Source organism: Amycolatopsis silviterrae (genome assembly GCF_042684085.1).
GTDB classification, from domain to species: Bacteria; Actinomycetota; Actinomycetes; order Mycobacteriales; family Pseudonocardiaceae; genus Amycolatopsis; species Amycolatopsis silviterrae.
The window spans coordinates 44134-61706 of sequence record NZ_JBHUKS010000023.1 but is presented as its reverse complement, the minus strand read 5'-3'; the positions used below and the strand labels follow the sequence as shown (position 1 = coordinate 61706).

Genomic DNA, 17573 nt, shown 5'->3' with positions numbered 1-17573 from the left:
GCTGATACTCCGCAGCAGCAGCGTGACCCCGGATCCGGGTCGCTGTCAGTCGTGGGCCAGGTCGGCGAACCGGCTGTAGTGCAGCTGGTGCGCGACCACGATCGTGCTCGTCGGACCGGCACGGTGCTTCGCCAGGATCAGGTCGGCCTCGCCGGCGCGCGGGTCGTCGCGTTCCCACGCGTCCGGGCGGTTGATCAGGATGACGATGTCCGCGTCCTGCTCCAGCGAACCGGATTCACGCAGGTCGGACAGCATCGGCTTCTTGTCGGTGCGTTGTTCCGGACCACGGTTCAGCTGGGAGATCGCGATCACCGGCACCTCGATCTCCTTCGCCAGCAGCTTCAGCTGACGGGAGAACTCCGACACCTCCTGCTGCCGCGATTCGACGCGCTTGCCGGACGTCATCAGCTGCAGATAGTCGACGACCACGAGCTTCAGGTCGTGCCGCTGCTTGAGCCGGCGGGCCTTCGCGCGGATCTCCATCATCGTCATGTTCGGCGAGTCGTCGACGAACAGCGGGGCCTCGGACACCTCGCTCATCCGGCGGGCCAGCCGCGTCCAGTCGTCGTCGGACATCTTGCCGCCGCGCATGTCGGCGAGGCGGATTTTCGCCTCGGCCGACAGCATGCGCATCACGATCTCGGTGCGGCTCATTTCCAGCGAGAAGATGACGCTGGTCAGGCCGTGCTTGATGGACGCGGAGCGGACGAAGTCCAGCCCAAGAGTCGACTTACCGACACCGGGGCGGGCCGCGACGATGATCATCTGCCCGGGGTGCAGGCCGTTGGTCAGCTCGTCGAAGTCGGCGAAGCCGGTCGGGATGCCCTGGGACTGGCCGCCGCGCGAGGCGATCGCGTCGATCTCGTCCATGGTCGGCTGGAGCAGGTCCTCCAGCGCGACGTAGTCCTCGCTCGTGCGGCGTTCGGTGACGTCGTAGATCGCGGCCTGTGCGCGGTCGACGACCTCGTCGATGTTCGCGCCGTCGGCCGCGGCCGCGCCGTAGCCGTACTGCACGATGCGCGTGCCCGCTTCCACGAGCCGGCGCAGCACTGCCTTCTCGGACACGATCTCCGCGTAGTAGCCCGCGTTCGCCGCCGTCGGCACGGTCGCGATGAGCGTGTGCAGGTACGGCGCGCCGCCGACACGGCCGAGTTCGCCGCGTCGCTCCAGTTCGGCCGCCACGGTGATCGGGTCGGCCGGTTCGCCGCGGCCGTAGAGATCGAGGATGCAGTCGTACACGGCCTGGTGCGCGGGCCGGTAGAAGTCGCCGGGGCCGAGCGCCTCGATGACGTCGGCGACCGCGTCCTTCGACAGCAGCATGCCGCCGAGCACCGACTGCTCCGCCGCGATGTCCTGCGGCGGCTGGCGGTCGAACCCGCCAGGGCCGGGGTCGCTCGGACCCGGATCGGACTCCGCGTACGCCGGACCGCGGTCATCGGTCACCGCCACTGCCCGGACACCTCCCTCGCCCGGCCGTGCTTCCGGCCGTCCCCGTTGTCTCGCGTGCGCCTGTCCTGTGCCGAACGGCGTCCGCCCGGCTCATCCGGAGACCGGTTCATGCGAACACCTGTTCGAGTATGCCGGAGTCGGCCCGGCTTTCCCAGTCGCCCGTCCGGTCCTCTTCGATGATGGACCGGGCGGTTCCCCGCGCCGATGACCGCCACGCGGGGCCACCGGGAGTACTGGGCGCGAAGGCACGCTAGATCCCCCGGAAGGACGAGCGCAATTCCGGGTGTTGACCGTCCTGTGGACAACCTGTGGATGACTGGGGGCAACGAATCACAGGTGCCGGTAAGCCTGTGGACAAAGTGGGGACAGTGCTGATCGGCTTCAGAGAACCCGCAGGTCAAACCCTGTGTAGAGACTGTGGAGAACTTCGCGAAAACTCATCCGGCGTGTCGTGCCGAACTGGTTCTTCGGCGTGTCGCACCGGCGGCAGTCCACCGGCCTGTGGATGGTTGCTACGCACGGTAGATCACTGACTCGATGGGCTGAACGAAGGAGAATTCCCCACGCGGCCTAGCCGACGGTCGCGCACAGTGAGCAACCGGGCAAAAGCGCAGGTTAACCGCGTGCAAACGCGAAACCGGGTGAGGTTCACCGGCCGGACACCTCGCGGTGCCGTGCCGGGAACCCCACCCGGAGTAACGCTCGAAGGGTCAGCCCAACGCGCTTTGAGCTTGGCGGAGCCGTTCGGAGATCGCCTGCTGAGTGCCAGGCGTGAACACGATGAGCGGCTCTTTCCCTGGCCGCTCCTCCATCAGCCACCGGCCTTCGCTGGTGTCGATGAAGTTGACCGGCTTGGGCATCCGCCGCCGACGTCCGCCCTGCGGCCGGGCCGCGACGTACAGCGCGCCGCTTCCGGTGCGCGGCAGTTTCAGGATCCGCTGGATCTCTTTGAGCGGAGCCACGCTTTCGTTCCGCTGACCGCCGCCGCGCATGATGGAGCCCTGCGGGACTTCGTCCGAGCCTGCCGCCCGGCCGCTCTCGTACTCGGCCCGGCTGGTGATGAGCGTCTGCCCGTTCGATGCCTTGCCTGCCGGGATGAGATCGAGAAACGTCTGCAGCAGCAGGTCCGGTCGCTGGCGGGTGACCGTCACCACCTGCTCGCCTTGGACCCGGATCAGGCCGAAGCCGCCGCCGTTGCCGCTTCCGACCAGCGCGCCGTAGTTCGACGGGCTGTCGTCCTCGAACGTCCCGTCGAACCAGCCGTAGTACTCGATCTGCGGGTGCGAGATGGACTCGATCAGCGCGAGCAGGTCGCGATCCATCCCCCGGGGGCCCATCAGCCCGGCCTCGGTCAGCACGGCGTTGACGTCCTGGTCGATGCGCCGGTCAGCCGTCGGGTCGTAGAACGTCGCCGCGTCGGCGATGACCTGGTGCGGTTCCCCGCCGCGGCGCTTGATCAGGTTGCACAAGGTGAGCAGGGTGAAGCGGGTTGGCGCGTCGAGAGTGATCACTGTGCCTGTCCTCATTCACCGATGACCGGCGGAACGGTCAGCTGATCAGACCCGAAGATCTCGTTGGCGTCCTCTTCCACCAGGTACTTGGTCTGGTGTTCCTCGTCCTCCTGGCCCTTGCCGCCCTTGGCGCCAGCGCCCATGCCGCCCATTCCGGCCGCACCGGCTTTGCCCGCCGCGCCGCCGCGCATGCCGCCGGCTCCAGCGCCAGCGCCAGCACCCGCGCCGCCGGCCATGCCGCCCGCGGCCGCACCGGAACCGGCGCCGCCGGGACCGAAGCCCGCGCCGCCGAACGCGCCGGGACCGAAGGCCGCGCCGCTGCCCGCGCCCCCGCCGCCGCCGGGACCGAACTGGCCCGCTCCGCCGCCGGTTGGCCCGAACGTGCTGGGGTTGAATTTCGACGGGTCCGTCGTCGGAGGCGTCCAGCCCGAGGTCGAAGTCCCGTCGCCAGGGGTGTAGCTGCCCGGTCCGCCCGGGGTGAACTTGCCCGGACCGTTCGGGTCAGTGAAGTGGCCCGGACCGCCCGGCACGTTCGAGTGCGATCCGGGCCCGTTCGGGTCGAACTTGGGCGTGTCCACGTTGGGCGGCGAGAAGCTGCCGCCACCGCCGCCACCGCCGACGCCGCCCGGCATGGTGCTGCCGCCGCCACCGCCGAACTTGCCGGGATCGCCGCTGCCGTTGGAGAGGTTGTTGCCCTGCCAGGCGCTGTACTGCGGCAACTGGCCCGCGTTCTGCCCGCTGGCGTTGAAGTAGTTCGTGTACGCCTGGACGTTGGCCTTGCTGTTGTCGTTGTACTTGTTGATCTCGTCGTCTTTGTCGCTCAACGGGTTGATCCCGTCGAGGAATCCGGCCGACGGCGGATCCTTGGGCAGCTCCTGCACCTTGCCCTTGACCGTGTGGAAGCAGTCGGCCTGGGTGTTGAGGTAGGTGTGGCTCTTGTTCAGGTTCTGGACGGAGTCCTCGAGCCAGGTCTTGAGCGGGTGCGCGCCCGCCTGTGCCGCGGAGGCGCCGCCGCCCTGCCAGGCCGCGTCCATCTTCTTGTTCAGATTGTCGATCTCGGTCGCCCGCTTGTCGTGGGCCGCCCCGAGAGTCTTGGCCGACGCGACCCCGGTGTCGAGCGAGCTCGTGTTGCCCGCGTTGATCTTCTCGTAGATCGTGTACGCGTCGATCGAGCGGCCGCCGAGGTCCGCCGACATTTTCTGGGCCTCGGGACCGCCGCTGAACAGGCCGACCAGGCCGCCGACAACGGCACCGACGCCCGCGCCGACCGCGGTACCGACGCCGGGCACGACCGACCCGATGGCGGCCCCGGTCCCGGCCCCGATGGCCATGCCTTTCAGCTCTTTGCCTACGGTATTGGCGTCATTCCCCATGATGAGCCATTCCTTCCGTGCTGGGCAGAGGTCGAGTGACGATCACGACGCCCCCTGGAGATGTCCGATCATCGCGGTGGCGAACTTCTTCGCGATGCTGCAGGGGTCCTTCTTGTTCGAACCCATGCTGATGTTCGGGAGGACCGAGACGGCGAGCTGGTCGGTGACGCCGACCCAGAGGGTGCAGATGCCGTTCGCACGGCTGTCCTCGGTACCCGCGAAGACGGCCGGGTAGCCGTTGACCGTGGTGGGCTCGAAGTAAGCCTGCTTGGCCTTCTGGTCGTAGATGTCGCTGATCCCGCGCTTGTTTTCCTCGATCGGCGTGTTGTTGACGAAGTTCTGGTTGCTTCCAGAGGAGGTCCAGCGGCAACCGTTCAGCACGCCGGTGCTCTTCTCGCCGGGATACTTGAGACCGACCTGCTCTGCCTCCGCGGCGTTGAGCACGCTGCACGGGTTGGCGATCAAGTCCTTGGTAGGCAGCGGGGAGGGGACCTTGGGTCCCGAGCCGCCGCCGTCGGCCGGAGCGCTCGAGCCTGCCGGCGGCTGAGTCGTTCCTCCGGTCCCGCCGGTCTCACCGCCGCAGGCGGAGGCGGCGAGCAAGCCGATAGTGGCGACGGCAGCGGCGGCGAGTCGGACGGTGCGGTGCGGCATCTGGTGCTCAGACTCCCTTTGCCTGCTGGTTCATCTGGTCGCGGCTTTCCTGCTCCGCGACGGAGATCTTGTTCTTGGCGGCGCGCAGCGCGGTGATGAAGTTGGAAACGTAGTCGCGCATGCGCTCGTGCTGCTTGAGCAGGGTATCGCCGGATGGGTTCGCGCCCTTGTTGACGAAGTCCTCGCTGGCGAACTCCGCGGCGGGAGGCTTCACGTTCTTGATGTTGTTCGCGTCGGCGAGGTCGTCGTTCAGGTGGGCGAGCAGGTCTTCCCACTGCTTGATGACCGAGTCGACCTCGTCCTCGCTGAACTTGTACCCGCCTGCGGATCCGTATCCGCCGACCATGATCGGCGCGGGCGGTGGTACGTCGGACATCCGGGTGACCCCCTTTGGCACAGTTCTCGCTCCCCAAGCGGCGAGATCAGCATGTTGGATGGTAACGCACGCCCGTTGGTTCCCGCTGAGCGTTCAGTTCTTTCGAGACCACGTGCGAGCTGCGGGAAGACCGCCGAAACGAAACCGCCCCCGGGAGAAGTCCCGGGGGCGGTTTCGCGGAAAAAGACGCGAGCGTCAGTTCGCGGCCGTGGCCTTGACCTCGAGCCGGACGTCCACCTTCACGTTCGGGTGCAGGCGGGCGTTGACCGAGTGCTTGCCGACCGTCTTGATGTGGTCGCGCAGGTCGAGGACGCGCTTGTCGAGCAGCGGGCCGCCCTGTGCCTTGATCGCGTCGACGATCTCGCCGGCGGTGATCGAGCCGAACAGCTTCTTCGAGCCCGCCGCGGCCTTGCCGGTCAGCTGGATCGCGCCGAGGCTCTCGAGCGTCGCCTTGATCTCCTTGGCGTGGTCGAGGTCGCGGATGCGGCGGGATTCCTGCGCGCGCTGGATCGTGCGCACGTTCTTCTCCGCGCCCTTGCTGGCCACGATGGCGTAGCCGCGCGGCAGCAGGTAGTTGCGGGCGTATCCGTCCTTGACCTCGACGATGTCGCCGGGGCCGCCGAGGTTCGCCACGTCGGTGGTGAGAATGATCTTCGCCATGACTAGTGCTCCCCTCAGCGCGCGGTGGACGTGTAGGGCAGCAGCGCCATCTCGCGCGAGTTCTTCACCGCGATGGCGATGTCGCGCTGGTGCTGGCTGCAGTTGCCGGTGACGCGACGGGCACGGATCTTGCCGCGGTCGGAAATGTACTTCCGCAGCAGGTTGGTGTCCTTGTAGTCGATCGTTTCCGGGCGGCCCTTCTTCTCGGCCTTGCAGAACACGCAGACCTTCTTCTTGGGCTTGCGAATGGGTGGCTTGGCCACTGTTGTACTCCTGGAATTCTAGAAAGAGATGAGATCAGAACGGGGGTTCGTCGGAGAAGCCTCCGCCGCCGCTGCTGGCGGCCGGTGCCGAACCCCACGGGTCGTCGGCGGGCGCGCTGTTGCCTCCGCCGCCGCGGTTTCCGCCGCCTCCGCTGAAGCCGCCGCCTCCGCCGCCGAAGTCACCACCGCCGCCGCCACCGCGGCTGACCTTGTTGACCTTCGCTGTCGCGTAGCGCAGCGACGGGCCGATCTCGTCGACCTCGAGTTCGACGACGGTGCGCTTCTCGCCTTCCTTGGTCTCGAACGACCGCTGCTTCAGCCGGCCCTGCACCACCACGCGGGCGCCCCGCGTGAGCGACTCGGCGACGTTCTCCGCCGCCTGTCGCCAGATGTTGCAGCGCAGGAACAGCGCCTCGCCGTCCTTCCACTCGCCGCTCTGGCGATCGAGCGTGCGCGGGGTGGACGCGACGGTGAAGTTCGCGACCGCCGCACCGGACGGGGTGAAGCGCAGCTCCGGGTCGGACGTGAGGTTCCCGACCACGGTGATGACGGTGTCTCCAGCCACGGATGGCGTCCCTTCGGATCGGGCTCGGATCAGGCCTTGGCGGGCGCGGGCTTGGCCGCGGGCTTGACCTCGCGGCGCATGACCTTGGTGCGCAGGACGGTTTCCTGCAGCGACAGCTGGCGGTCCAGCTCCTTGACGGCGTCGGCCGTGGAGTTCAGGTCCAGCAGCGCGTAGATGCCCTCGGCGTTCTTCTTGATCTCGTACGCGAGACGACGACGGCCCCACACGTCGACCTTCTCGACGCTTCCGCCCGAAGTGCGGATCACGTTGAGGAAGTTGTCCAGCGTGGGCGCGACCGTACGCTCGTCGAGCGTCGGGTCCAGGATGACCATTACCTCGTAATGGCGTGACATAACCACTCACCTCCTATGGGCTCGCGGTCACGGCGGTTCCGTGACAGGAGGGTTTGTCCAGGTAAGCGTACCCGGCGGGTCCGACAGTCCGGCGCGGCGGGTCAGCTGACGCGGCGCAGCACCCAGGTGCGGACCAGCCCGGCGGTGACGCCGGCCAGCACGATCACCGCGAGCAGCATCGGCAGCTGGACGTCCGAGTTCCCGCCCTGGCTCGCCAGCGCTTCGGCGTTGCCCGCGTTGCGGATGTCCGGGCCCTGCTGTCCCTGCGGGTCCTGTCCGGCCGACGGCTGCTGCGGCAGCGCGCCGGAACCGGGCAGCGAGCCGTAGCGCGCGCCGGGGGCGATCGCGGTGCCCAGCACGCCGGGGTTGCCCGGGGTCGCGGTCGGGATGTTGCCGTAGTCGCGCGGCGCGGCGACGCCGGTGGAGCCCGGCTGGTAGTTGCCGAGCGAGCCGCCGCCGTTCTGCGTCGGCGTGTTGCCGTTCGACTGGCTGCCGCCGTTCGAGGAGGAGCTGGGAGACGACGGCGCCTGGTAGTTGTTCGCGACCGTGGTCAGCCCGCACGCGGAGGCCACCCCGGTGCGGATCCCGTTCAGCACCTTGGTCTTGGTGTCCGGCAGAACGCCGAGTCCCCATTCGTTCTTCAGCGCGTTCGAGACGACCTGGCCGATCGCGTCTCCGCCGATCGTGCCGCCCGCGGCGTTCGGGATCGCACCGACCTGCAGGTTGCCCTTGTTCGCGATGGCGTTCGCCAGCGAGTCCGGCCAGACGGTGGCCAAACTCCAGAACGTCACCTGGTTCTTGGCTGACTGGCGGACGATCTCCTTGACCGCCGAGCCGGGCACGGCGACCGAATCGCCCATGCCGCCGGTGACCGAGCCCTTGCACTGGTTCGCGAGCGTGGTCGCGGCGGACGCGGTGCCGGTGCCCAGGAACGTGCCGCCGGTGAAGAGGGCGGCGAGAGCGGTGACGGTGAGTGCTCGACGGGTTCGCTTCCAGGTGGGGATTTTCCGCACGAGCGCTATCCTCCGGGGTCCGTGGGCATGGTTCGTCGCATCAGGAACAACGAGTGGACCCCGGTAAAGATACTGGTGCTGTGCCAACACAGTGCGGCGAAGCCGCTCCGTTGAGGTGGTGGTGGGGCGGGGTGGGCTAACTCGTAGCGGCCATTCGGCGGAGCACCCAGGTGCGGACCAGGCCCGCGCTGACTCCGGAGAGTGCCAAAACTGCCACCAGAACTGGCCAGTCCAACCCGTTCGTGTGGTTGCCGCCGGTGCCCGGCAGTGCTTCGGCGTTACCGGCGTTCTGCACGGTGCGATCGCCGCCCGCCGTGCCGTCCGGGTTGGCGACGCCGTACTGCGGCGCGTAACCCGGGATCTGGCTGCCGTACCGGAGCGACGGCGACGGGCTGAACAACCCGGCCATCGCCATCGGGATACCGCTGTAGTCGCGCATCGGCGCGTATCCGGTGCTGTAGCCGTACGACAAATTGCCGAAATTCGGCAGGAACGCCGAGAACGGTGCGGCCCCGCCGCCATTGCCGCCGTAGTCGCCGAGCACCGGGCTGGTCGAACCGGGCATCTGGGATTGCCCCGGTGCACCGCCCTGCTGCGGGGTGCCGCCATTGCCGCCCGGCGGCTGCTGCGGGTTCGGGCCCGGGTTCTGCTTGCCCGGCTGGCTGCCGGTGAAGCCCTGGCTGACCGCGGCGACGCCCTGCCGGGCCGTGTTCGTGGTGCCCGCGACGGCGCCGTTGACCGCGCTCGCGGCGGGCGCGCCGATCACCGGGACCGGCGCGACGACGGTGTTGACCACGTTCACCGTGACCTTGCAGACCGTGCCCAGCAGAGCGTCGATGGTGCCGGTGAGCACGCCCGAGACCTGTCCGACGATGCCGAGGTCCAGCGGGATGCCGAGCAGCGGGGTGGTCGCCTTGACGTGGTCGCCCGGTTTCGCGGAGATGGTGGAACCGCACTTCGCGGTCAGGGTGTCCGCGGACGCGGTGCCGGGAGCGGCGAGCGCGGCGGAGCCGGCCAGGACGAAAGCGGCGGCACCCACTGCGGTTGCCCTCCGTGCCCGGTGCTGCTGCATGGCCGTCGACCCTTTCGCCGAGTCCGGGAGAACCTGCTTGCTGAGGACAACGACGGTAACGAAGACGAGTAACGCCCGCCTCCCCTCCGAGGTCAGGCATTCGGGTGGAAGCGGGCGCTACTCAGGGTGAGAGTCAGGCGGGCTTGCGGCGCAGCCACGCACGCACCAGCGCGGCGGCCACCATCGCGAGCGCCAGCACGGCGATGAGCAGCGGCAGCCGGGCGGGCGGGTTGGCCGCGGGCAGCGCCTCGGCGGTGCCGGACTTCTTGGCGTCGACCGTCGGCACCTGGCCCTGCGGCAGCTGGCCGGGGACGACCTGGGTGACGATCGGGGCCTGCACGAAGCTCGCCGGCAGCATCGCGGCCCCGGTGAAGATGCCGGACACCGAGCCGAGGCCGGACAGTCCGCCGCCGGTGGTCACCGGGCCGAGCGAGTCGCCGCCGGGGGCGGGCTGGCCTGGGCCGCCGGGGCCGGGAGCCGGGGACGGCGGGTGCGGAGTGGGGTTCGGCGGCTTGGGAGTCGGCGGCGGAGTGGGGAGCGGGGTGCCGGGAAGCCCCCCGACCAGTGCCTGGGTTGTGTTGCCGACGCCGTTCCCCGCGGCCTGCACGAACGGGCAAGTGTCCTTCGCGGCCGTTTCGCCGACGACGGGGACCTCGCCGACGCCCAGCGCTCGCACAGTGTCGCCGACCGGGACGTTGAGCAGCGTGTTGTTGCCGTCGGCCTGCTTGGCCTTCGAATCGAGGCCGACCGTCACCCGGTTCGGCGCGTTGAGCGGAGCGCCCGCGTCGAGGGCGAGGCCGGTGCCGTTCTTGCCGTTCTGCAGCGTGGATTCGCAATCGCCGGTGACGGTCGGATTCGGATCGGCGGACGCCGTGGCGGGAAATGCCAGAGCCGCGGACAGCAGCGGTGCCGCGAGCGCGACTCCGAGCGCGGTCATCCGTCCAGCGCGTTTCCGCATGCCTTTCCTCCCCCGACTGGATCACGGAACGCGCTCACGGTACTCCACGAGCGTCACCAACTGGGCCGGAAGGGGGAGATTCGCCCGGTAGTAGCGTCAGGGCATGCAGATTGGCGCCCATGTCCGCGACGACGATCCGCTGGCCGCCGTCGCCGAGCGAGAAGCCGACGTCGTCCAGTTCTTCCTCTCCGACCCGCAGGGGTGGAAGGCACCGAAACCGCATCCGCACGGCGAGGAGATCAAGGCCTCCCCGGTCGAGGTGTTCATCCACGCGCCGTACCTGATCAACGTCGCGTCCAAGAACAACCGGATCCGGATTCCGTCCCGCAAGAACGTCACCCAGCACGCCGACGGGGCCGCCGCGATCGGCGCGAAGGGCCTGATCGTGCACGGCGGGCACGTCGGGGCGGGCGACGACGTCGAGGAGGGATTGGTCAACTGGCGCAAGCTCTTCGAGCGAGAAGCGGAGAAGGGCGGTTTCGCGGTGCCGATCCTGATCGAGAACACCGCGGGCGGCGACAACGCGATGACCCGCGAACTCGACGTGATCGCCCGGCTGTGGGACAAGGTCGGCGAGTTCGGCGCGGGCTTCTGCCTCGACACCTGCCACGCCTACGCGGCGGGCTGGGACCTCGCGACCGCGGTGGAGAAGGTCAAGGCCATCACCGGCCGGATCGACCTCGTGCACTGCAACAACTCCCGCGACGAGCACGGTTCCAACCGCGACCGGCACGCGTCGGTGGTCGACGGCGACGGCACGATCGAGCCGGAACTGCTGGCTGAAGTCGTGCGCCAGGCCGGTGCGCCGGTGGTCGTCGAGACGCCGGGTGAAGGCCAGGCCGCCGACATCGCTTACCTGCGCAAACAGCTCGCCTGAAGTCCGTGAAGGACTCCTTGAGGGAATCAGATTCCTTCAAGGAGTCCTTCACGGATCACGAGACCGGCTGCTCAGCGTCGGTGCGGGAGCGGCGGAAGGCGGCGAAGGTGACTTTGTCGCGGGCCCGGTCCAGCACGCCGCCCGCCGGGTCGTCGTCGCCGGAAAGCCGGACCAGGTCGGTGCGCGGCCGGTAGATCTCGCGGACCACCAGCACGCACAGTCCGGCCACGGCGAGGTCGCGGATCACCACGCCGCCGAGGAACCAGCCCGCGGGCAGTCCTTTGTGGTCGACGCCGAGGTAATAGAACATCCGCGGCGCCCACACGGCCGCGTCGATGATCATCCAGCCCAGCAGCAGCCGCCAGCGCGGGATCGCCAGTACCGCCAGCGGCACGAGCCACAGCGAGTACTGCGGGCTCCACACCTTGTTCGTGAGCAGGAACGCCGCCACGATCAGGAAGGCCAGCTGCCCGAACCGCGGCCGGCGTGGCGCGGTGAGCGCGACGTACGCGATCCCCGCGCAGCAGGCCAGGAACAGCACCGCGACCACGATGTTCAGCACGGTCGGCGACTGTCCTTTTTGGAGGACGCCGTCGAAGCCCGCCCAGCCGGTGGCGTAGGAGACCACGTTGTAGAGCGAATCCGGGTCCATCGGGCGCAAGGTGTTGAGCCGGAAGAACTCCCACCAGCCGCGCGGCGCGACCACGATGAACGGGACGTTCACCACCAGCCAGGCCAGCACGGTGAACGCCGCGGTCCGGCTCCACGCGCGCAGTCTCCCGGCCCGCAGGCACAACAGGAACAGCACGCCGAGCAGTAACAAGGGATACAGCTTGGTGGCCACGCCGAGTCCGAAGAGGACTCCGGCGACCTCCGGGCGTTTTCGCGACCAGGCCAGGATCCCGGCGGCGGTGGCCGCGGTGGCGAGCGCGTCGAAGTTCGTAAAGGTATGGACCAGTACCAGCGGCGAGACGGCGACGAGCACCGCGTCCCACGGCCGGCGTTTCGTCGTCCGCCCGGTGGCCCACACGGTGACCAGCCAGGCGAGCGCGAGCCAGAACGCGGAGATGTTGAAGTAGATCGCCACCGGCAGCGCGCCGGGCAGCCAGCCGGCGTTCGCGACCGAGGTCCAGCCCGCCGCGAGTTTCGCGTTGATCCACTGGAACAGGCCGGTGACCACCGGGTACTCCATGTACCGGGTCTGGTTCTCCGCGGTCTGCGAGTCCTCCTGCCACGACGTGACATACGGGAAGGTGCGCGAATCGTCGAGCTTCTCCGAGCTGTAGAGCGGGACGATGTCGGAGTAGCACATGGCGACGAACGGGCGGCCGGAACGCCAGTCGAGCTGATGCGCTCCGCTGGAGTCGCTGTACTGCTGGATGCAGGAGGCCTTGCCGAACCAGCACAGCACCAGCGCGAGCACGGCCATCGCGAGCCCGACGCGCTGCGGCGACCAGAACCACTGCCTGCCCACCGCCGCGTGCGTGCCGATCGGCCCGCCGATGGGTCTCGTCGCCGCGGCCACCAGCGGGTCGTGCCGGCTGGGGGCGATTCGCTCCGCCGGGGTCAGCGTGCGGGGAGCCGAATCCGGCTCGTCGGCGGGGTCGGAGACGCGGGACACGTCGGGATGCTATCGGTCCGCGGGTGGGGTGCCGGTCATTTCGGATCCTCGTAGAACCCGGCAAGCACCTCGAAAGCCGCGCCGAGGGCCACCGCCTCCTCGTCGAGGTCGCTCAGTTCGACGTCAATCCGCTGCCAATACGGCACCGGGAGCAGGTCGCGCAGCTGCCCGGCGACGGTTTCCCGGTAGATCTCCGGCGCGCCGCGCACGGTCCGTCCGAACAGGACAATCCGTTCGAGGTCGAGCACCTGCACCAGGTCGGCGAGCCCGATGCCGAGCAGCCGGGCGGCGTCGTGCGGGGTGCCCGCGGCGCGGTGCATCACCTCGACGCAGCCGCGGCGTCCGCAGGCGCAGCGCGGCCCGGCGTAGGCGATGGTGGTGTGGCCGAACTCACCCGCGTTGGTGCGCGGACCTCGGTAAACGCGCCCGTCGATCAGCAAGCCGACGCCGATTCCGGTGCCGACGAGCACCACCGCGGTCGCCGCCGCGGTCTCCTCCGGCCAGGCGTGTGCGAAGGCGGCGGAGTTGGTGTTTTTGTCCAGCGTGACGGTTAAGCCGGTGCGTTCGGCGAGGAGATCGCGCAGCGGAACGTCGTGCCAGCCGGGCATGTTCGTGGCGTCGCGAACCCGGCCCGCGCGGTGGTCGAGCGGTCCCACCGCGCCGACGCCGAGCCCGAGCACCCGCGCCGGATCGACGTCGGCGAGCAGTTTGCGCACCCCGTCGGCGATCGCGGTGACCGCGACCTCCGGGCTGAACCCGATCGGCAGCGGGCCTTCCACGATGTCCTCGACCTCGCCGGTCAACCCGGTGCGCAGCACGAGGTAGCCGTCCCGGTCGAGCTGCGCGCCCAGTGCGCAGCGGGCTTCCGCGCGCAGCCGCAGCATCGTGCGCGGTTTGCCGACGCCGGCCGCGGGTGCGCGTTCGACGTCCAGCAGCCCTTCCGGCAGCAGGTCGGACACGATTTTCGACACGGCCTGCTGGGTCAGCCCGGACCGCTGTGCCAGCTCGACCCGGCTCAGCCCGCCCGCGCGCAGGATGTGCCCGAGCAGCAGCGCGCGGTTGTGGCGTCGCAGCCCGCGCAGGTTGACGCCGGTTTCCGCCATCGGCCGATCATCTCGGACGGGTGGCCCATTACGCAACAGTGTTGTTTAATAGGGGTCATGGCTGATGACGCGCGGGTCGGCATCCTCGGGTACGGGATCGGCGGCCGGATCTTCCACGCGCCGCTGGTCGCGGCGACGCCGGGCCTGGTCCCGGCCGTGCTGGTGACCGGGAATCCGGACCGGGCCGCGCAGGCGCACGCCGAGCATCCCGATGCCGAGGTGGTCCCGGACGCGGACGAGCTTTTCGCCCGCGCGGGTGACCTCGACCTGGTCGTGGTGACCACGCCGAACCGCACGCACGTGCCGCTCGCCCTCCGCGCGATCGAGGCCGGGCTGCCGGTGGTCGTGGACAAGCCGTTCGCGCCGACCGCGGCCGAAGCGCAGCGGGTGGTCGACGCGGCGAAGGCCAAGGGCGTCGGTCTCACGGTGTTTCAGAATCGCCGCTGGGACTCGGATTTCCGCACCGTCGGCAAGGTGCTCGACTCCGGCCGGCTCGGCACCGTCTTCCGCTTTGAATCCCGCTACGACCGCTGGGTGCCGAAGATCAAGGACAACTGGCGCGAGTTCGGCGACCCGGCCGAGGCGGGCGGTCTGCTCTACGACCTCGGCGCGCACATCGTCGACCAGGCGCTGCAGCTGTTCGGCCCGGTCACCCAGGTTTACGCGGAGGTCGACCGACGCCGTCCCGGCGTCCAGGTGGACGACGACGTGTTCGTGGCCCTGCACCACGCGAATGGCGTGCGGTCGCACCTGTGGTCGTCCGCGCTCGCCGGCACCCGCAACCCGCGCTTCCGGGTGCTCGGGGATCAGGCGACGTTCACCAAATACGGCCTCGACGTCCAGGAGCCGCAGATCAAAGCCGGTCTCCGCCCCGGCGATGACGGCTGGGGCGTGGAGCCGGAAACCGACGCCGGACGGCTCGGCGTGAATGACCAGACCGAAGTGGTGCCGACCGAAACCGGTTGCTACGAAGCGTTTTACGCCAAGGTCCGGGACGCGCTGCGCGGCGAGGCGGACTTCCCGGTCGATCCGGCGAGCGCGGTCGAGACGTTGCGGGTGATCGAAGCCGCGCATCGCTCGGGTGCCGAAGGCCGTGTGATCACGCTCGGCGGCTGAAGCCGCCCTCTGAACGGCCGTGGCCGCGACGGCCTCCCCCCACCGTCGCGGCCACGGCCTCTTTCGTCATTCCTGCGGCGGGTCCTCGCCCGTCGACGGACCGCCGCTGTGCGGCGGGTTGTGCGTCGACGGCCTGCCGGACGGCCAGTGCGGAAGCCCGGTCGGCCAGTTCGGCTGGGTGGGCCCGCCGGTGATCGGCCCGCCGTGGTCGTTCCCGTCGCCGGGCTCGTCCGGTTCGTTGCCGTTGGTCTCCTGCGGCGGATGGTCGTCGCCCGCGCTTTGGTCCTGCTGCTGCGGCGGGGCCTGCGCCCCGATCAGCGGCACCTGGTCGAACTTCTCGGCAGGCTTGCCCTTCAGGTAGCCGTCGAGGAACTTCTGCCACATCGGACCCGCGATCGTCGAACCGTAGATCGGCGACGTGCCCGCGCCGTGCAGGGCCTGGTCGCCGTCCGCGCCGACCCACGCGGCGACCGAGACCGACGGCGTGTAGCCGACCATCCAGGTCTGCGCGTTGGCGTTCGCCGCCCACGCCGGTTCGCCCGACCGCTTCGTGTGCTGCTGGGTACCGGTCTTTCCGGCGCATTCGTGGCCGGACGGGCACTTCAGCTTCGAGAAGTCGACCACCGGACCCAGTGCCATGGTCACGTTGCCGGCGATCTGCTTGGCCTTGTCCGCGCTGCTGTCGAACACCGGCTTGCCCGCGCTCGGCTGCGCCTCGTAGGCGACCTCGTTCTGCGCGTTGGTCACCTTCTGCACGAAGTGCCGGTCACGCTGGATGCCGTTGGCCGCGAAGGTCGCGTACGCGCTGGCCATGTCCGCGGGCGTGATCCGGGTGTTTCCACCGCCGAGCGCGATGTTGGCGTCCGCGGTGGAGATCAGCGACTGGCCGCCGTTGTCCTTGGTCTTCACGCCCGCTTCCTGCGCGGCCTGTCCGACCGGGCCGGGATGCGTTTCGTTCAGCACCATGTCGTAGAACACCGTGTTCGCCGACCGCTTCATCGCCTCGGCGACCGTGCACTGCCCGGCGCAGCTGGAGCTGGGACCCGCGTTGCGCACGACGCGGCCGTCGAAGACCCGGTTGTTGCTGCCGTCGAACGTCGAGTTGATTCCCTTGCCCATCTTGAGGAACGCGGTGAGGTCGAACGCCTTCATCGACGAACCGGGGTTCTGCGGCGTGTTCGCCCAGTCCCGGGCGGCCTGCTTCTTCCCGTTCACGTCGACCAGTCCCGGCCCGCCGTAATACGCGAGCACCCCGCCGGTCTTCGGATCGACCGCCACCAGCGAATCGAGCAGCCGGTCGTCGGACTGGTCCTTCAGCGCGTCGGTCGCCGTCTTGGTCGCGACCTCCTGGGCGTGCTTGTCGATGGTGGTCTGGACCGTGTAGCCGCCCGCGAAGTACTTGTCGTCGTCGATGCCGTGCTGCCCCAGCTCGGCCTTCACCTGGTCGCGGATGAACCGGTACGGGGCGTTGGTGTCGTCCTTCGACTCCTCCAGCGGGATCACGTCCGGGAACTTCGCCGATTGCCGCTGCTGCGCGGTGATGTACTTGTTCTCGAGCATCCGGTCGAGCGCGGTGTTCCAGCGGCCTTGGGCCACCTTCGGGTTCTCCGAACGGCCCGGCTGCTGGATGAGCCCGGCCAGCAGCGCGGCCTCCGTGTAGTCCAGCTTCGAGACGTCCTTGTGGAAGAAGGCCTGCGACGCCGCGCCGATGCCGTACGCCCCGCGCCCGAAGTAAATGATGTTCAGGTACGCGGTGATGATGTCCTGTTTCTCGTACGTCTGGTTCATCTTGAAGGACTTCGCCAGCTCGGTCCATTTACGGGTGAGCGTCGGGGCGTCGTTGTCGGTGGCCTTCTTGATGTACTGCTGCGAGATCGTGGACCCGCCGCCCGCCTTGCCGGTGAGCTGGTTGAACGCCGCGCGCAGCAGGCCGGTGACGTCGAAGCCGGAGTTGGTCTCGAACGTCGAGTCCTCGGTCGCGATCACCGCGTGCTTCACCACGTCCGGGATCTGCTGCGGGGTGAGGATCTGCCGGTTGCCGCCCGACGGCACGTCCTTGCCCATCGGGCTGCCGTCCGCGTACAGGTAGGTGACGGCCTGGTTCTGGCCCTGCGCGACGCTCTGCGGCGAGGGCACGTCGACGCTGAAGTAGGTGATCACGAACGCGATCGCCGGGATGACGATGAAGATGCCGACGAACGCGTACGCGCAGCGCCGGATGATCTTCCAGCGTCTCTTTTTGCGCTGGGCGGGCGTGCGGCCCTTCTTGTCCACGTCCTCCGACGGGTAGACGTCGTCCGGATCCAGCGGGCCCTCGTCGCGGTAATCGGCGTCCCGGTAGCCGGCATTGCGATAGCCAGGGTCGCGGTAGTCGTCCTCGGCGATCCGGTGGGTCATCAGCTCCGGTTCGCGCTGCGGCGGCGGGACCGGGCGACGGCCGGGTGGCGGCGGGCGGCGGCCCGGCGGCGGGGACCCGGCCGGACCGGTCGGACCCGCGGCGGGGCGCTGCGGACCGCGTGCCCACGGCGGCGGGCCGGGCTGGGAAGGGGGTGGTTGACGCCGCGGGTCGGGATCCCGGTCGGGCCAGGAGCGGCTGCGGTCGTCGTTCACTG

At 69.3% G+C, this 17573-nt stretch carries 17 protein-coding genes; 2 read left to right on the top strand and 15 right to left on the bottom strand.

Annotated elements, in window-relative coordinates:
* Positions 1-45 precede the first annotated feature (45 nt).
* From dnaB to ACFSVL_RS28575, 12 genes are all read right to left on the bottom strand, one after another.
* Positions 46-1449 carry a replicative DNA helicase gene (gene dnaB, locus ACFSVL_RS28630; protein ID WP_037809085.1) on the bottom strand — a complete coding sequence of 468 codons (1404 nt, stop codon included), beginning with the start codon at positions 1447-1449 and terminating at the stop codon, positions 46-48.
* A gap of 710 nt (positions 1450-2159) precedes the next feature.
* Positions 2160-2960, bottom strand: a complete 801-nt coding sequence (locus ACFSVL_RS28625) for an ESX secretion-associated protein EspG (RefSeq protein WP_378308660.1) — start codon at positions 2958-2960, stop codon at positions 2160-2162.
* A gap of 11 nt (positions 2961-2971) precedes the next feature.
* On the bottom strand, positions 2972-4333 hold the full coding sequence (locus ACFSVL_RS28620) for a hypothetical protein (protein ID WP_378308659.1): 1362 nt from the start codon (positions 4331-4333) through the stop codon (positions 2972-2974).
* A gap of 42 nt (positions 4334-4375) precedes the next feature.
* The gene (locus ACFSVL_RS28615) at positions 4376-4984 is read right to left on the bottom strand and encodes a DUF3558 domain-containing protein (RefSeq protein ID WP_378308658.1); all 609 of its coding nucleotides are present in this window, start codon (positions 4982-4984) and stop codon (positions 4376-4378) included.
* A gap of 7 nt (positions 4985-4991) precedes the next feature.
* Positions 4992-5360: a hypothetical protein gene (locus ACFSVL_RS28610; RefSeq protein WP_378308657.1), complete on the bottom strand. Its 369-nt coding sequence runs from the start codon at positions 5358-5360 to the stop codon at positions 4992-4994.
* Between the two features lie 195 nt (positions 5361-5555).
* Entirely contained in the window at positions 5556-6020 is a 465-nt protein-coding gene (gene rplI / locus ACFSVL_RS28605; protein ID WP_378308656.1) for a 50S ribosomal protein L9, read from the bottom strand.
* 14 nt (positions 6021-6034) lie between these two features.
* Positions 6035-6283 (bottom strand): 30S ribosomal protein S18, encoded by a 249-nt coding sequence (gene rpsR / locus ACFSVL_RS28600; protein ID WP_009085242.1) that lies wholly within the window; start codon positions 6281-6283, stop codon positions 6035-6037.
* Positions 6284-6317: 34 nt separating this feature from the next.
* A complete protein-coding gene (locus ACFSVL_RS28595) occupies positions 6318-6848 on the bottom strand; it encodes a single-stranded DNA-binding protein (protein WP_378308655.1) in 531 nt (176 codons plus the stop codon).
* Positions 6849-6877: 29 nt separating this feature from the next.
* Complete coding sequence (gene rpsF, locus ACFSVL_RS28590; RefSeq protein WP_378308654.1) at positions 6878-7201, bottom strand: 30S ribosomal protein S6; 324 nt, start codon at positions 7199-7201, stop codon at positions 6878-6880.
* Between the two features lie 101 nt (positions 7202-7302).
* Positions 7303-8214, bottom strand: coding sequence for a hypothetical protein (locus tag ACFSVL_RS28585; protein WP_378308653.1), 912 nt, complete (start codon positions 8212-8214; stop codon positions 7303-7305).
* 136 nt (positions 8215-8350) lie between these two features.
* Positions 8351-9253 (bottom strand): hypothetical protein, encoded by a 903-nt coding sequence (locus tag ACFSVL_RS28580; RefSeq protein ID WP_378308652.1) that lies wholly within the window; start codon positions 9251-9253, stop codon positions 8351-8353.
* 166 nt (positions 9254-9419) lie between these two features.
* Positions 9420-10244, bottom strand: a complete 825-nt coding sequence (locus ACFSVL_RS28575; protein WP_378308651.1) for a hypothetical protein — start codon at positions 10242-10244, stop codon at positions 9420-9422.
* 103 nt (positions 10245-10347) lie between these two features.
* Between ACFSVL_RS28575 and ACFSVL_RS28570 the strand changes: the two genes are divergently transcribed.
* Complete coding sequence (locus ACFSVL_RS28570) at positions 10348-11121, top strand: deoxyribonuclease IV (RefSeq protein ID WP_037809070.1); 774 nt, start codon at positions 10348-10350, stop codon at positions 11119-11121.
* 55 nt (positions 11122-11176) lie between these two features.
* Here ACFSVL_RS28570 and ACFSVL_RS28565 read toward each other — a convergent pair whose 3' ends face one another.
* Both ACFSVL_RS28565 and ACFSVL_RS28560 read right to left on the bottom strand, forming a co-directional pair.
* Entirely contained in the window at positions 11177-12742 is a 1566-nt protein-coding gene (locus ACFSVL_RS28565) for a glycosyltransferase family 87 protein (protein WP_378308650.1), read from the bottom strand.
* Between the two features lie 35 nt (positions 12743-12777).
* Positions 12778-13845 (bottom strand): ROK family transcriptional regulator, encoded by a 1068-nt coding sequence (locus tag ACFSVL_RS28560; protein ID WP_378308649.1) that lies wholly within the window; start codon positions 13843-13845, stop codon positions 12778-12780.
* Between the two features lie 57 nt (positions 13846-13902).
* Between ACFSVL_RS28560 and ACFSVL_RS28555 the strand changes: the two genes are divergently transcribed.
* Positions 13903-14961: a Gfo/Idh/MocA family oxidoreductase gene (locus tag ACFSVL_RS28555; protein ID WP_378308648.1), complete on the top strand. Its 1059-nt coding sequence runs from the start codon at positions 13903-13905 to the stop codon at positions 14959-14961.
* 66 nt (positions 14962-15027) lie between these two features.
* Here ACFSVL_RS28555 and ACFSVL_RS28550 read toward each other — a convergent pair whose 3' ends face one another.
* Complete coding sequence (locus tag ACFSVL_RS28550) at positions 15028-17358, bottom strand: transglycosylase domain-containing protein (RefSeq protein WP_378308647.1); 2331 nt, start codon at positions 17356-17358, stop codon at positions 15028-15030.
* Positions 17359-17573: the final 215 nt, after the last annotated feature.

Bases quoted from the DNA above. Each gene is read 5' to 3' on its own strand.
- ACFSVL_RS28610 (WP_378308657.1), bottom strand. From the start codon at position 5,360: ATGTCCGACGTACCACCGCCCGCGCCGATCATGGTCGGCGGATACGGA.
- rpsF (WP_378308654.1), bottom strand. From the start codon at position 7,201: ATGTCACGCCATTACGAGGTAATGGTCATCCTGGACCCGACGCTCGAC.
- ACFSVL_RS28575 (WP_378308651.1), bottom strand. From the start codon at position 10,244: ATGCGGAAACGCGCTGGACGGATGACCGCGCTCGGAGTCGCGCTCGCG.
- ACFSVL_RS28570 (WP_037809070.1), top strand. From the start codon at position 10,348: ATGCAGATTGGCGCCCATGTCCGCGACGACGATCCGCTGGCCGCCGTC.
- ACFSVL_RS28550 (WP_378308647.1), bottom strand. From the start codon at position 17,358: ATGACCCACCGGATCGCCGAGGACGACTACCGCGACCCTGGCTATCGC.
- ACFSVL_RS28555 (WP_378308648.1), top strand. From the start codon at position 13,903: ATGGCTGATGACGCGCGGGTCGGCATCCTCGGGTACGGGATCGGCGGC.
- ACFSVL_RS28620 (WP_378308659.1), bottom strand. From the start codon at position 4,333: ATGGGGAATGACGCCAATACCGTAGGCAAAGAGCTGAAAGGCATGGCC.
- rplI (WP_378308656.1), bottom strand. From the start codon at position 6,020: ATGGCGAAGATCATTCTCACCACCGACGTGGCGAACCTCGGCGGCCCC.
- ACFSVL_RS28615 (WP_378308658.1), bottom strand. From the start codon at position 4,984: ATGCCGCACCGCACCGTCCGACTCGCCGCCGCTGCCGTCGCCACTATC.
- ACFSVL_RS28560 (WP_378308649.1), bottom strand. From the start codon at position 13,845: ATGGCGGAAACCGGCGTCAACCTGCGCGGGCTGCGACGCCACAACCGC.